The organism is Paenibacillus sp. FW126-R14 (assembly GCF_058789495.1).
Window position 1 is genome coordinate 1 of record NZ_JBYTBS010000018.1, and the last position, 13,752, is coordinate 13,752.

Here is a 13,752-nt window from a genome sequence, read left to right on the forward strand (position 1 = left end):
CCTATAAGCATTTACAATAAGTAACAGGTGATGAATCGATGAAAGATATGGTCCAGTTCGGCCTTCGAATCCGGCAGCTGCGTAAACAGAACCATTTTACCCTTAGAGAGCTTGGAGAACGGTCCGGTGTTAGTTACTCGTTTATTAACTCCATAGAAAATAACCGCTTCAGTCCATCGAGGGAAACGGTCATTGCGCTGGCCGATGCGTTGAATCGCTCAGACAAGGACGAGCTCTTGCTGCTCGCTGGCTTTGCGCCGACGGAAGAAGAGTCGCTGGATATCTCAACTGAACCGGGGATTGATGGCATCGATGATCCTGAGGTCAGTTTATTTTTTAAGGACTTTCAAAGTGCGCCCAAGGAACGGCGGGATGAAATGCTCCGCTTCTGGCACTTCATCAAGGAGCAGCAGATCAACCGTATGCCGGATAGCGAGCAATAATATGAAGAAGCAAAGCCCATCGGGCTTTTCTTTATCCCTAATAAGCGAACATACATTCCTATATTTTGAATACCGAGGTGTTTACCCTGTTTACTCACTATCAAACTACCCCTCTGGAACAGTGGGTCGAAGCTTTATATGAGCAGCATGAGATTACAACGCCGGCTCAGCTCTGCATGACCCATTTGGCGGCTAAGCTGCGCATTTGGGTGTATACGATGGATATGAACAGTATGGCCGTCGAAAATAACGGGCAGTTCAGCATCAACGTTGACCGCCGGCTCTCCCCTAAGGAGCAGTGGGAGGATTTTTTGCACGAGCTGTGCCATGTTCTCCGCCACTCCGGCAACCAGATGGCCATGCCTGACCGTTATGTGAATTGGCAGGAGCAGGACGCATCCGCCTTCCAGCTCTACGCGGCGCTCCCGCTCTCCATGCTGAAAAAGCTGCCGCTGCCGGAGCACAAAAATGAAATGATCGCTTACCTGTCCGAAGAGTTCCAAGTCACTTTCCGGCTGGCCAAAGCGCGTATCGACCAAATTCAAAGACGTGTGCTGCAGGGAATTCTGGATTATGAGTATCAACAATATACGCAAAGCCAGGTGGGGAAATATGATCCGTCCAAATGGTCCGACGCAACTCGCCTCATGATGGACAAGCTGGAACAATTGAAGTCGAAAGGAGTGCTGGCAGATGGCGAAGCTAACCGTATTCTATGATTATCATGAGGAAGGAATCGTGCCGGTTCTCTTATCTTTGCGTTTTAGCCCGGGGGAGCTCGATTTCAGCCAAGACTCGCTGTACGTGCCGCTGGGGGCGCCTTTTCAGCAGTTGACCATGGAAGACATCGGCGATCTCGATGCCGGTATTACCGTGCTCATGGAGGATCTCATCGTCCATCCCGAACGCCCTCACGCCGTTGGCATTTCCCTGTCTCGCCTTAGACAGCGGTATGCGGCGTATCTGGAGCAGCTCACTGATATCCGGCAGCTGTGGCTGCGGATGAGCGACATCGAAGAGGTGCTGCAGATGGATGTGCGCTCTTTATATCGTTGGAGCTGATGGCGCGGCGTGCAGCACCCATCATTAGCGCCGCATACTACGCTTCCGATGCGGCTTTCCTGCCTTGAGACGACCTTTTCGGTCGTCTCGCTACGTTCCTGGGCCGTCCCCTCTACTGAGACGGCCTTTTCGGTCGTCTCGCTGCGCTTCTGGGCCGTTCCCGCTACTGAGACGGCCTTTTTTGCACTCTCACGACGCAAATATCCTTCTCTTGCGGCTTTTCTGCTTCGAGACGGCCTTTTCGGTCGCCTCGCTGCGCTTCTGGGCCGTTCTCGCTACTGAGACGGCCTTTTTTGCACTCTCACGACGCAAATATCCTTCTCTTGCGGCTTTTCTCCCGCAGCGCGGAATTCCGGCATCATCCTCTCCCGCTCGATCCCTATAAGCCCACAAAAAAAATCCCACACACCCGTGAACGAAGTTCACAAAGTGTATGGGATTTTCGCAGAGTTCCGCGCCTTATTACTCGCTAATATAAGAGCAAATATAATCGCTGACTGTTTTCACGTCGAGCTTGAATTTCGCATTCGCCGGCACGGTGAACTCACCTTGACCGTTGATGCTGATCCATTCGCTGCTGTCTGGAAGAAGTACTTTCAGCTCACCGGCTTGGATCTCCATGATTTCTTTGACATCCGTACCGAACTCGTATTCGCCCGGAAGCAGGATGCCCAACGTTTTCTTCGTACCGTCGGCGAATTGTACCGTGCGGCTTGTTACTTTTCCATCAAAATAAACGTTAGCTTTCGTTAATACTGTTACATTTTCAAAGCTGGACATAATGATAAGTTCCCCCTCTAAAATGGCAATAAATAAAGACCAAGCCCACGCGGGGTGGGCTATGGCGCTGTTAACTAACGCGCAAGGGTGCGGATGCACGCGATGCGATGTTTCACTTGATGTTTCACATGACGTTTCACTTGATGCTTCGCTCTTGTACTAACCCAACAATGCTTTCACTCTAGCCGCAACGTTCTCTGGAGAGAAGCCGTACTCTTTCAGCACAAGGTCGCCAGGCGCGGATGCGCCGAACGTGTTGATGCCGAGCACGGAACCTTCGTCGCCGACATAACGCTCCCAACCAAGCGGGAACGCCATTTCAACCGCAAGACGTTTTTTCACGCCAGGCAGGATGACGGAGTCTTTGTATTCTTTGGACTGTTTCTCGAACAGCTCCAAGCTTGGCAAGCTAACGACGCGTACGTGGATTCCTTCAGCTTGAAGCAGTTTTTGCGCCGCGACAGCCAGTTGCACTTCAGAACCTGTTGCAAGGATTTGAGCATCCGGGTTACCGTTCGCAGCATCGGATACCACGTATCCGCCTTTGCTCAGGTTCGCTTTCGCGCCTTCAACCGTTCCTTCGAGAATCGGCAGATTTTGACGAGTCAATACGAGCGCAACGGGTCCTTTAGCCTCAGCAATCGCATAGCGCCAAGCTTCGGATGTTTCGTTCCCGTCAGCCGGACGAATCACTGTGATGCCCGGAATAACACGAAGTGCCGGAAGCTGCTCAATCGGCTCATGCGTCGGTCCGTCTTCGCCAACCGCGATACTGTCATGTGTCAAAACGTAGATAACCGGAAGCTGCATAAGAGCTGCCAGACGGATGGAAGCACGCAGGTAGTCGGAGAATACGAAGAATGTCGCACCGTATACTTTCACGCCACCATGCAAAGCCATACCGTTCATGGCTGTCCCCATACCGAACTCGCGAACGCCAAACCATACATTGCGGCCCGCATAGTTGCTTGCCGTGAAGTTAGCTTCGCCTTTGATCATCGTGTTGTTAGAGCTCGCAAGGTCCGCGGAACCGCCGATCAGCTGCGGAAGCAAAGGAGCAATCGCGTTGATCGCATTACCGGAAGCTGCACGAGTCGCCATCGGCTTGTCCGATGTACTGTAAACCGGAAGGTTCGCATCCCAACCAGCAGGCAGTTCGTTATTAACAGCCGCGCTGAACTGGCTGCCCAATTCAGGATATGCTTTGATGTATTCATTCAAAAGGTTGCTCCAAGCTTGTTCAGCTTCAGCGCCTTCTTTGCCGATTTCCGCATAGTGGGCACGAACTTCATCAGGAACCAAGAAGTCCGGCTCTTCCGGCCAGCCGTATGCTTGCTTCGTTAATTTCACTTCGTCGCCGCCAAGCGGGGAACCGTGAGGTCCAACGTGTCCGCCTTTGCCGCCTTTATTCGGGCTTCCGAAACCGATTGTCGTTTTCACTTCGATAAGCGTAGGACGGGTTGTATCAGCTTTCGCTTCAGCAATCGCGTTGGAGATCGCAACCAGATCATTCTGCTCCTCTACGCGCAGCACTTGCCAGCCGTAAGCTTCGAAACGTGCTTGAACGTTCTCGGAAAAAGCCATATTCAGCTCGCCATCGAGCGAGATATCGTTTGAATCGTACAGCATGATCAATTTGCCCAGTTTCAAATGAGCAGCCAAGGAAACGGCTTCAGAGGAAACCCCTTCCATCATGTCGCCATCGCCGCAAATCGCATATGTATAATGGTCGATCACCGGGAAATTCTCTTTGTTGTAAGTCTCTCTCAAATGAGCTTCAGCCATGGCCATACCAACGGCCATACCGATCCCTTGTCCGAGCGGACCCGTCGTTGCATCAACACCCGCCGTGTGACCGTATTCCGGATGTCCTGGCGTTTTGCTTCCCCATTGGCGGAAGTTTTTGATTTCTTCCATCGGCAGATCGTATCCGCACAGGTGAAGAAGGCTGTATAGGAGCATGGATCCATGACCCGCAGAAAGTACAAAGCGGTCGCGATTGACCCATTTCGGATTAGCTGGGTTGTGCTTCATATGCTGTTTCCACAGCACGTAGGCCATTGGGGCTGCGCCCATCACCATACCTGGGTGACCCGAGTTGGCTTTCTCAATGGCATCGATGCCCAAAGTACGAATCGTGTTGACTGCCAATTGTTCAATTGTTTTGTTTGTTGCTGTCATTTCGAAAATTCCCTCCTATATGTCTATACTTACGTGAGTCTTAAACTTGTACATACAAGTGACTTTTCTCGCTTGCATTATTGTACCATTTGCTTTGAGGCTTTGCCACAATAAACCGCTAAAACTCGATGGATATGCGGCTCTCTGCCAAAAAAGACTGCATCCTTATCGGATACAGCCTAGCTTTCCCATCAATTGAAGACGACAGTCTTATTGTTGTGAACGATGATGCGATCTTCCACATGCCAAGCAACGGCTCTGGCGAGAACGATCCGTTCGATATGACGGCCGATTCTTTTCAAATCTTCCACATTGTCGCGGTGGCTAACCCGCTGAACGTCTTGTTCGATAATCGGCCCGCCGTCTAATTCCTCGGTCACATAGTGCGCGGTTGCGCCAATAATTTTCACACCGCGGTTATGCGCTTGGGCATAAGGCTTACCGCCTACGAAAGCAGGCAGGAACGAATGATGGATATTGATGATGCGATTCGCGTAATGCTGAATGAAAGATGGCGAGACAATCTGCATATAGCGCGCCAAAACAATCGCATCCACCTTGTCTCCCACCACTTCAAGCTGACGGCGCTCAGCTTCTGCCTTCGTATCTGCCGTAACCGGAATATGGTAATACGGAATGCCGAAAGGCTCGACCAATGATTGCATATCGGGATGATTCGAAATAACCATGGCAATATCGGCATTCAAATCCCCAGCGCGCCAGTGCCAGAGAAGCTCAAGCAATGCATGATCTTCCTTCGATACGAAGATCGCGATGCGCTTCTTATGACTAGCCAAAGACAGACTCCAGTCCATGGAGAACTTGTCCGCAACGACGGAGAACGCCTCTTTCAATTGCTGGACGCGGCTCTCTAGCTGCTCCAAGTCAAACTCGATCCGGATGAAAAACATGCCGCCTTCCGGGTCCATGGTGTACTGATCGGATTGCACGATGTTCGCGCCGTAGTCAAACAAAAACTGTGAAACTGCCGCTACAATGCCCGGTTGATCCGGACAAGAAATCAACATTCTTGCTCTGTTCGCCCATTCGCTCTCCCTGCGAGCTGAGCTGTTCGTACTTCCCCGTTCCATGTGAATCCCCCTCTATGCTATCTGTACAAAAAGCTATCTGCGTTAGACTTTTTTAAGAATTTCCTGACCGGCAAGCCAAACGATCAGACGTTGGTTAAGCTGCTCTTCGCTAAGGTCGGACAACAGTCTTTCCTCGTGCAAAATATCATACAAACGCTCTAATGGCTCGCGTCCGTCCGCTTTTTTCGCTTTCGCATCATTTTTCAAAATGTCCCAAGTTTTCAGCACATAATCGCGGAAATGAATATCTTTTTTGCCAAACAAATGATCGATGCGCTCGACATGATCCAGGAACTCATCGCCGAAACGGCCTTTGAGATTACCGGATAAGAGGGCAATCTCCGCTTCGTACATCGGGCGCTGCGTCTTGTCTTCTTTACCGATCCATGGCGTCTCCAGAATCATAGGCAAATGCTGCAGCTTCTCATGGTTAGCGACATTGTTCATCGCCTCAAAGCCAATCCAGCCCGAGCCTAGCGGCGCATGGCGGTCCTTGGCGGCTCCGCGGGGATTTTTGCTGTCGTTTAAATGAATAACGCCCAGCTTGTCTAAGCCGATAACTTTGTCGAAATGATGCAGAACACCGTCCAGATCGTTCACGATATCATAGCCGGCATCATGAATATGGCAAGTGTCCATACAGACCGTAAGTTTGTTGTTAAACTCAACGCGCTCCATAATCTCCGCGATTTCCTCGAAGCTGCGGCCGATTTCGGTCCCTTTGCCAGCCATCGTTTCCAGCGCGATATTCACATCCGTGTCCTTGACACCAGCCAAGACTTCGTTCAAACCCTCGGCGATACGGGCAATCCCGTAATCCGCATCTTTGTCCGTGTAAGCCCCTGGATGCAGCACGATGTTGCGCACCCCGATGTAGGCTGTCCGGCGAATCTCTTCTTGAAGGAAACGCACGGCTAATTCAAAAGTATCCTCTTTATAGGAGCCAAGGTTGATGATATAAGGAGCGTGCACGACGATTTCATTAATCGCATGCTTGTCCATCAAAGCTTTGCCTTCTTCGATATATTGATCTTCGATCGGTTTGCGGCGCGTATTTTGCGGTGCGCCGGTGTATATCATAAACGTAGAAGAACCGTATGAAACTGCCTCTTCTGCTGCATTTAACAAGCCTTTATCCGAGAACGAAACGTGTGAGCCGATTTTGGGCATGATTCATTGCTCCTTTACTGAAAATCTGTACTACCTTCCTATTTTACTCGGATTGTCGCAAGAAATCTAGAAATAAGGTATAATTCTTATCAGAAATGATTGGATGGTAGTGAGGTGACAAATAAATGGTTAACAATTATTTCATGTGGTTCATTATTTTCTGGGTATTTGTCCTGCTCTTCTTTATGTCTGTAGGCGGGTACTTCATGTTTCGCAAGTTCTTGAAAGTTCTCCCCAAGGAAGACGGAAAGTCCAAGCTGGATTGGCAGAATCATTATGTCGACAATTCCCGCCATCTATGGACAGAAGACTCCAAAGCTTTTCTCGATCAGTTGGTCTCTCCTGTGCCTTCAGCTTTCAGAGATATTGCCAAGCATTCGATTGCCGCTCGAATCGGACAGGTTGCACTAGAGGCAAATGCGAATGAAGTAACGAGGGAGCACTGCATCGAGGGATACATTCTTGCGACGCCGCGCAGAGATTATCGAAGTTTGACCAGCTTTCTTGAAAAAGAGCAGATTGACTATAGCGCTTATAAACATTTGTTGAGTTAAAATGAAAAAGCCACTCATTTCTTATTTATAAGAAGTGAGTGGCTTAATTGTTATGACAGCTAAAGCTCCGGCATCCCGAACAATTCCAATCCAACGTTAGCATGCAGATCCCGCCTTATTCATTCAAATCCAAGTCTCAGTTGTCATTTCTTCGTACCTGTGTATGCACACGCTGCGCAGCGAATCGCACTTTTGGCAATGCGCCAGAGGAATTGTCGTCTGATAGAAACCCGTTTTGAAAATCTTCTTTGCATAACATTTGGCCATGGTTGAATTGCATTCTACACAATATACCGTATCCGAATTGCCCATTATTTTTTCTCCCCTTACTGATCAAAATGTCGTTTATTGTTACAATATGTATATATAAAACATTATAAGATACATTTCGTAACTTAACAAGGGGGTCTCTACATTTTCAGCACATGTAATCGACAATAATGTCATCAAAAATCCGGTCTGGATCATAGCTTTTTGTTAATTTTACAAATTCTTTATTTTGCAGCGCGGCAAGTTGGTTTATTTCATAAAGCATTTCCGATTCTACATAGTCATTAGGTTGAATAACCGCTTTATAAATACAGCTGTCCTCTTTTTCATTTAAGAGCTCTATCCGGCCTACGCTATGAAACATACGGCTCGAAACCATAATCCCAAAGCCATAAATAACTTCATCATCGGTAGGCAAAATCAATGGACTCTCAAACGTAAATTGAGACTTCTCCAGTTCCAAAATATCGATCATGGCATATTTCGTATGAATCGGTCTTTTGTTAATTTGAACAATCGTCAGCTTGCCTTGCAGAGGTGAAACCAGCGATAACTTGCTTCTTTTCGTCATCGTCATACGACCTTCACACCACCTTAATACATTTTGTATCTAGTCAAATGAATCTCTGCTTTGATATAATGGTTTTCTGGTATATTTCGCTAAACATAGTGGATATAATGGTAGAAAAAAATAAACTGTGAGGAATGATCAAGCTGAAGTATGGAGATCGTATTGCCCTCTTACGTGAAAAAAGAGGACTAACCCAAGAAGAGTTATCCATCAAAATAGGAATTTCTAGGGCATCCCTTTCTCACTATGAAACAAGTCGCCGTGAACCTGATTACGAAACCATTAATAAGATAGCAACCTTTTTTAATGTTTCTATTGACTATTTGCTTGGCCGTACCAATCTTCAGCATACGATTCTTGATAACGATGTTCGGGACTTCGTAGAAAATCTTGATTTAACGGACGAGAATATTTTGCAAAAGTTTTCACTGACCGTTGACGGCAGAAAACTTTCCCCGGACGAAGCGAAACGATTCATTGCTTTTGTAAGGGCTGAGCGTTCATTGGAGTAGTTTGTAAAGGAAATCTTACATCTTGCGCCTGAAACTTATGTTTGTAGATGCCCAGGTAGAGAAGAATCTGATGAATATCAATTGAAATTTTATGTTCTTGATTCATATGTAGGCCTACTCCAAACGCTCAGCTTTTCTCAAAAGCAAGGAAACCGTATTCATGATATGCGATACATTATGTATCTCTGGCGAGACAGTCTTACGAGGGAAACTGCTTTTATTTATTTACACCAATATACTTCAAAGTCACGGATGGGGCAGATTGATTAAAGAGGTCTCTAAGGACTGAGACGTTTTTGGTTTTTAAGTAGTAATGATAGCCATATGTTTTTCGAAGAGTATGCGTGCCAATGTCGGTTAAGCCAACCTGCTTGGCAGCTTGATTCAAAATCCTGTAAACGCGAATTCTCTTGATAGGATTGCCTGTTCGTTGGGACGGAAATAAGTAATTATCTTCGTCCATATATTGTATATATTCCTTGATAAAGGCTTTTAACTGTGAAGAAAGCTGAAAAGTCTTTATTTTACCCGTCTTTTCCTCCCGTACGCTTACGACATTCCGATCCATCACATCCTTGACTTTCAAAGACAGAAGATCGCTTAGATGGAGTCCGGAATTAATTCCAATCGTGAAAAGAAGCCAATCTCGAATCGATTGTTCTTTCAAAACCTCTTGCAATTGTTCAATTTTCTCTTGATCTCTTATAGGCTGCACAACTTGCATGAATAGCACCTCACATGACCTTTATCAAATTTCATTGTATGCTACTAATTGATTTTCGCTATTACATGTAATCTCAATCTATACGCTATCAATCCTCCCAATTGCTTTATGTTACATATTGTATCACAAATTTGATAAATGATCTATGCCTTTTCCTGTTCTCAAACGCTAATCTGTACGGTATAATTCTTAATAAAGAACGTTTTTCGCACACTAAACTATTATGGGATGGAGGCCTCCTGCATTGTTAAAAATCGTTAGGTTTCTTTTTATTATGCTGCTCCTCAGTGCAATTACGTTTCCTGCATCAGCCTATGCCTCAGGTAATGAAAAAGGAAGTTCTCAGAAGAACAGTTTATTGTCTCAGATCACTTCGATCTTTAATTTAAGTAAATTATGGAGTGCCAGTACATACCAGGATAATAGCAGCAGTACTAGCAACAACAAGAACAATAGTAAAGACAATGATCACAATAATAACGGCAAAAATAACAATAACAACAATAATAACAAAGACAAAAACCAAAACGAGAAGAACAAATGGGACGATTACGATTGGCATGATATCGGCTGGAATGACAAAGATTGGAATGAACGTCCGGATTCGTTTGACATATGGAAGAAGTGGTTTTGTTATTAAACGATAAAACTCCGTCCGGATCAGCCGGCGGAGTTTTTGTGGTTAGGGCAGCTTCGTTTCAAGAACGAATACCGTAATTTCAGGTCGGCAATTAAACCGGATTGGAAACAAGGTTGTTCCGATCCCGCGGTTCGTATACACGTGAAACTCACTTTCCTCAAAGCTGTAAAGCCCTATTTGGTACTTTCGACCTAGATCCGGTGTAAAGAGACTCCCGTAAAAGGGGATTCGAATTTGTCCGCCATGGCTGTGGCCCGAGAGCTGCAGATCGATCCCATGGGCCGAAGCCGTATCGGCGAAATCCGGTTCATGCGCGAGCAGCAGGACAAATTCGTCCTCCTTGGCACCTTGTAAGGCGTGCGGCAAATCGGGTTTTCCATGAAAAATTTCATCCAGCCCGGCCACTCTTATTCGCCCATTCCCTCGTTCAATCGTTCTGTTGTCGTTAACCAGTACAGTGAATCCGGATCGTTCAAGCACATCCCTTACCCGCTCGGATGAAAGACGCATATCATGGTTGCCAAGCACCGCGAATTTCCCCATCCCGGCTTGAAGCCGAGATAGAACGGGGATCACATCATCCGTTATTTCACCGTATTGAGAATCAAATAAATCTCCCGTAAAACAAATAATGTCCGGCTCTTGCCGCTGAATCATAGCAACCGCCCGGGCCACATGTCCGATACTGAAATGCTTGCCGATGTGCGTGTCGCTGAACTGTACAATCCGTACGCCAGCAAACGCCGGCGGATAACGGCGGTACGAAAGTCGAACCGTTTTCAACTGAATCCAATAACGCTCTCCGAAAATGCCATATAGTCCGCTAAATCCCGCCAAAATCCCTAAGGATCCGGCAACGGATAAACTACGCTTGAGAAACGTCCTGCGAGTGATACGTCTATTGTTCATGGTCTTTTCCCCTAACCTATTCCGCGTGTATGGGGCTAAATATTCAGTGGCTCATGCAAAATTTGTCGAGGGGAGGCGCAAAAGTATTGATACACTTTGTATAATTTTAATATTATCGGGATTGATTTCGCTGAAAAAACGTGCGATAATAAACTACGAGATACGATTTGTATCACAAAAGAAATGTTTTGGAGGGGTCACTTGTGAACAAGTTAAATCAGATGGATTTCGAAGAGTATGATACGGAATGGATCGATCTTATTTTGAGCGCACGTAAGATGGGTCTTACTATGGATGATATTCGCGCATTCCTAAGAAGCCCTTTCCAGACGACTCAAAAATCGCAAAATTCAACTGAAAACGATCCTTGTATGTCCCCATAAATTCCGAAAGCACTCATCGCTATTCATCGTTTGGTCGTTTCATTCTCCATTTGTTGAAATCCAGAAACTCCCGAAACTGCTGCTTATCAACCCCGGATGACATAGCTTCTTTAATAATCTCATACCATTCCTGATCTAGTTCAAGCCCATTGTCTGTCGTCTGTTCCTGTTCGTCAATTAACCGCTCGACAGGTACCTTCAAAACAGCTGCAATTTTCTCCAGAAACTGAATTGAAGGATTCTTTTGAATGTCCCGTTCGAGGCTGCTAATATATGACTTCGCAACGCCTGCACGTTCAGCCAGTTCTGTCAGTGACAGGCCCTTCTCTTTCCTCAACTGTTGGACACGTTTTCCAATCATGTGTATCTTCCCTCGTAATAAAGTTATAGTTGCTCTTCTAATTATACCAGAATTCCTTTAAAAGAACAAATACGTTTCTTATTAAGAACAAAAAAAGCCCCTTACGGGGCTTTTGCCTTTATATCTCTCATCATCTGGCCAGACTTACCATAACCGATCACATTTCACTTCATTTTATCATTATGCCATTTCATAAACTCAATCAATATTTTAAATTCATGAATGCGTTCCTTATCAATCCCTGATTGCTTCAAATCAATGATAAAATCCATCCATTCTTGATCAAGCTGGTGACTGGCCTCTGCATCTACGGCAATTTTCAGCAATAGTTTGAGATCTACCTTGAGCACCTCGGCGATTTTCTCCATTACGTGAATCGATGGGTTCTGTTTGAGATTTCTTTCAATATTGCTTAAATAGGATTTGGAAATACCTGTCCGTTCCGAAAGCTCGGACAACGTATACCCCCTTTGTTTACGAATACTTGAAATATTTTGACCAATCATGGTTATCATCACTCCACAGTGACACTTTTGACAAGATTTCTTTGCTTGCTAACATGTCAACACCTCAACCTATCATAGCGGTTGCCTAACTGTTCAGGTCCAGCCTTATATGTTCTTCTATCCTCTCCTTCCTGTTAATCATCATTTTCTCCAATACAGCATACATTCGGCATTTCACTCATAAGGTTTACAAAAGGGAGGGATTATGTCATGTATTTACTTTCGACAAGTGTGTGGAAAAAAGCTCAGCGTACTTATCATAAGGTCATGCATGTATACAATTCTATACTCTATAGAGACTGTCTTGATGTGGAGCTGAAAATAGCTTTATTTGAAAAGGTTCAGCACCACCGGCAAAAGTTGAGTGAAAGCGCTTAAAAAGATGGCGTATCAGGCAATATAAGACTTTGCCTTCAATAGCTTTTTAATACACCCAATGACTCTGGATTGCTCGTCTTCCGTTAAGTTGGATCCGGACGGCAGGCATAGTCCTGTCTGGAACAATTGCTCGGACACGTTCTCATTGTCGCTATGCGAGTAATATTTAACCCCTTCAAAAAGCGGCTGCATATGGAGCGGTTTCCAGACAGGACGGGCTTCTATATTGTCTTCAGCCAGAACTTCCAACAACGCCTCGACAGATACCCCCGCCTCTTTTTCCTCTAGCGTAAGAACCGTCAGCCATCTATTTGACCGGGTATTGGCTAGTTCCGGCATAAACCGGACTCCCGGCAGATCAGCTAATTCTTGGTAGTACCGGTCAAAGACCGCTCTTCTGGCAAGTATTCTGTCTTCCAATACTTCTAACTGAGCTCTGCCGATCCCCGCCAATACGTTGCTCATTCGATAATTGTAACCCATCTGACTATGTTGATAATGTGCAGCATAATCGCGTGCTTGGGTGGCCAAGAAACGGGCTTTATTCAATTCCTCGACCTCGTTGGAAACCAGCATCCCCCCGCCTGAAGTCGAAAGAATTTTATTTCCGTTAAACGAATAAATGCCAAACTTCCCGAATGAGCCGCTTGCTCTTCCTTTGTAGGTGGAGCCCAACGATTCAGCCGCGTCCTCAATGACCGGGATATTAAATTGATTGCATAACTCCAGGATTTCATCCATCTTCGCGCTTTGGCCATATAAATTAACGACGATAACCGCTTTAGGCAATTTTCCTTCTTGAACAGCCTCGAACAAAGCAATTTCTAAGGCCGCAGGAGACATATTCCAAGAATCCGGTTCCGAATCGATAAAAACCGGTTCAGCTCCTAAATATACAATCGGGTTAGCGCTCGCAACAAAGGTGAGACTTGAACAAAAGACCGTATCCCCCGCTTGCACATCAAGCAATCGCAGCGCCAAATGAATGGCTGCCGTCCCCGAACTGACTGCGGCCGCATCTTTCACCCCGACATGGGAGGCCATTTCCTTCTCGAATGCATCAACATGCGGACCTAGCGGGGCAATCCAGTTCGTATCGAATGCATGCTGGATATAAGTCATTTCGTTCCCGCTCATGTGCGGAGGGGAAAGATAGATTCTTTTATGATTCGAAAACACTTGTTGTGCCACATCCTTTTATAGGTTTTTGGGATGAA

The 13,752-nt window shown here is 46.1% G+C and carries 17 protein-coding genes; 7 read left to right on the forward strand and 10 right to left on the reverse strand.

Going from position 1 to position 13,752, the window contains the following annotated elements; all coding sequences use genetic code 11:
* Nucleotides 1-38 precede the first annotated feature (38 nt).
* From AC3WRW_RS13700 to AC3WRW_RS13710, 3 genes are all read left to right on the forward strand, one after another.
* Complete coding sequence (locus AC3WRW_RS13700; protein ID WP_492546870.1) at nucleotides 39-443, forward strand: helix-turn-helix domain-containing protein; 405 nt, start codon at nucleotides 39-41, stop codon at nucleotides 441-443.
* 65 nt (nucleotides 444-508) lie between these two features.
* The gene (locus AC3WRW_RS13705; RefSeq protein ID WP_492546871.1) at nucleotides 509-1,162 is read left to right on the forward strand and encodes an ImmA/IrrE family metallo-endopeptidase; all 654 of its coding nucleotides are present in this window, start codon (nucleotides 509-511) and stop codon (nucleotides 1,160-1,162) included.
* The gene (locus tag AC3WRW_RS13710) at nucleotides 1,137-1,505 is read left to right on the forward strand and encodes a hypothetical protein (protein ID WP_492546872.1); all 369 of its coding nucleotides are present in this window, start codon (nucleotides 1,137-1,139) and stop codon (nucleotides 1,503-1,505) included. The genes AC3WRW_RS13705 and AC3WRW_RS13710 overlap by 26 nt, the downstream gene beginning before the upstream one ends.
* A gap of 462 nt (nucleotides 1,506-1,967) precedes the next feature.
* Here AC3WRW_RS13710 and ppnP read toward each other — a convergent pair whose 3' ends face one another.
* The 4 genes from ppnP to AC3WRW_RS13730 all read right to left on the reverse strand — a co-directional run bounded on the left by ppnP (nucleotide 1,968) and on the right by AC3WRW_RS13730 (nucleotide 6,727).
* Entirely contained in the window at nucleotides 1,968-2,285 is a 318-nt protein-coding gene (ppnP, locus tag AC3WRW_RS13715) for a pyrimidine/purine nucleoside phosphorylase (protein WP_492546873.1), read from the reverse strand.
* A gap of 159 nt (nucleotides 2,286-2,444) precedes the next feature.
* Nucleotides 2,445-4,466: a transketolase gene (gene tkt, locus AC3WRW_RS13720; protein WP_492546874.1), complete on the reverse strand. Its 2,022-nt coding sequence runs from the start codon at nucleotides 4,464-4,466 to the stop codon at nucleotides 2,445-2,447.
* Nucleotides 4,467-4,657: 191 nt separating this feature from the next.
* The gene (gene purU, locus AC3WRW_RS13725) at nucleotides 4,658-5,557 is read right to left on the reverse strand and encodes a formyltetrahydrofolate deformylase (protein ID WP_492546875.1); all 900 of its coding nucleotides are present in this window, start codon (nucleotides 5,555-5,557) and stop codon (nucleotides 4,658-4,660) included.
* Between the two features lie 42 nt (nucleotides 5,558-5,599).
* Nucleotides 5,600-6,727: a deoxyribonuclease IV gene (locus tag AC3WRW_RS13730; RefSeq protein ID WP_492546876.1), complete on the reverse strand. Its 1,128-nt coding sequence runs from the start codon at nucleotides 6,725-6,727 to the stop codon at nucleotides 5,600-5,602.
* Between the two features lie 125 nt (nucleotides 6,728-6,852).
* On the opposite strand from AC3WRW_RS13730, the gene AC3WRW_RS13735 reads away from it, so the two are divergent.
* Nucleotides 6,853-7,281, forward strand: coding sequence for a DUF2621 domain-containing protein (locus AC3WRW_RS13735; protein WP_492546877.1), 429 nt, complete (start codon nucleotides 6,853-6,855; stop codon nucleotides 7,279-7,281).
* Nucleotides 7,282-7,699: 418 nt separating this feature from the next.
* Here the strand turns inward: AC3WRW_RS13735 and AC3WRW_RS13740 are convergent, their stop codons facing one another.
* Nucleotides 7,700-8,128, reverse strand: coding sequence for a hypothetical protein (locus tag AC3WRW_RS13740; protein ID WP_492546878.1), 429 nt, complete (start codon nucleotides 8,126-8,128; stop codon nucleotides 7,700-7,702).
* A 137-nt stretch (nucleotides 8,129-8,265) separates the two neighbouring features.
* Here AC3WRW_RS13740 and AC3WRW_RS13745 point away from each other — a divergent pair, with 137 nt between their 5' ends.
* Complete coding sequence (locus tag AC3WRW_RS13745) at nucleotides 8,266-8,634, forward strand: helix-turn-helix domain-containing protein (RefSeq protein ID WP_492546959.1); 369 nt, start codon at nucleotides 8,266-8,268, stop codon at nucleotides 8,632-8,634.
* 217 nt (nucleotides 8,635-8,851) lie between these two features.
* Here AC3WRW_RS13745 and AC3WRW_RS13750 read toward each other — a convergent pair whose 3' ends face one another.
* Nucleotides 8,852-9,358 carry a tyrosine-type recombinase/integrase gene (locus AC3WRW_RS13750; RefSeq protein ID WP_492546879.1) on the reverse strand — a complete coding sequence of 169 codons (507 nt, stop codon included), beginning with the start codon at nucleotides 9,356-9,358 and terminating at the stop codon, nucleotides 8,852-8,854.
* Nucleotides 9,359-9,602: 244 nt separating this feature from the next.
* Here AC3WRW_RS13750 and AC3WRW_RS13755 point away from each other — a divergent pair, with 244 nt between their 5' ends.
* Nucleotides 9,603-9,998, forward strand: coding sequence for a hypothetical protein (locus tag AC3WRW_RS13755; protein WP_492546880.1), 396 nt, complete (start codon nucleotides 9,603-9,605; stop codon nucleotides 9,996-9,998).
* A gap of 42 nt (nucleotides 9,999-10,040) precedes the next feature.
* Here the strand turns inward: AC3WRW_RS13755 and AC3WRW_RS13760 are convergent, their stop codons facing one another.
* Nucleotides 10,041-10,907, reverse strand: a complete 867-nt coding sequence (locus tag AC3WRW_RS13760) for a metallophosphoesterase (RefSeq protein WP_492546881.1) — start codon at nucleotides 10,905-10,907, stop codon at nucleotides 10,041-10,043.
* Nucleotides 10,908-11,110: 203 nt separating this feature from the next.
* On the opposite strand from AC3WRW_RS13760, the gene AC3WRW_RS13765 reads away from it, so the two are divergent.
* A complete protein-coding gene (locus tag AC3WRW_RS13765; protein WP_492546882.1) occupies nucleotides 11,111-11,290 on the forward strand; it encodes an anti-repressor SinI family protein in 180 nt (59 codons plus the stop codon).
* Nucleotides 11,291-11,309: 19 nt separating this feature from the next.
* Here the strand turns inward: AC3WRW_RS13765 and AC3WRW_RS13770 are convergent, their stop codons facing one another.
* The 3 genes from AC3WRW_RS13770 to AC3WRW_RS13780 form a co-directional block, all read right to left on the reverse strand.
* Nucleotides 11,310-11,651, reverse strand: coding sequence for a helix-turn-helix domain-containing protein (locus AC3WRW_RS13770; protein ID WP_492546883.1), 342 nt, complete (start codon nucleotides 11,649-11,651; stop codon nucleotides 11,310-11,312).
* A 164-nt stretch (nucleotides 11,652-11,815) separates the two neighbouring features.
* Complete coding sequence (locus AC3WRW_RS13775; protein WP_492546884.1) at nucleotides 11,816-12,157, reverse strand: helix-turn-helix domain-containing protein; 342 nt, start codon at nucleotides 12,155-12,157, stop codon at nucleotides 11,816-11,818.
* A gap of 390 nt (nucleotides 12,158-12,547) precedes the next feature.
* Nucleotides 12,548-13,672 carry a DegT/DnrJ/EryC1/StrS family aminotransferase gene (locus tag AC3WRW_RS13780; RefSeq protein ID WP_492546885.1) on the reverse strand — a complete coding sequence of 375 codons (1,125 nt, stop codon included), beginning with the start codon at nucleotides 13,670-13,672 and terminating at the stop codon, nucleotides 12,548-12,550.
* Nucleotides 13,673-13,752 lie beyond the last annotated feature (80 nt).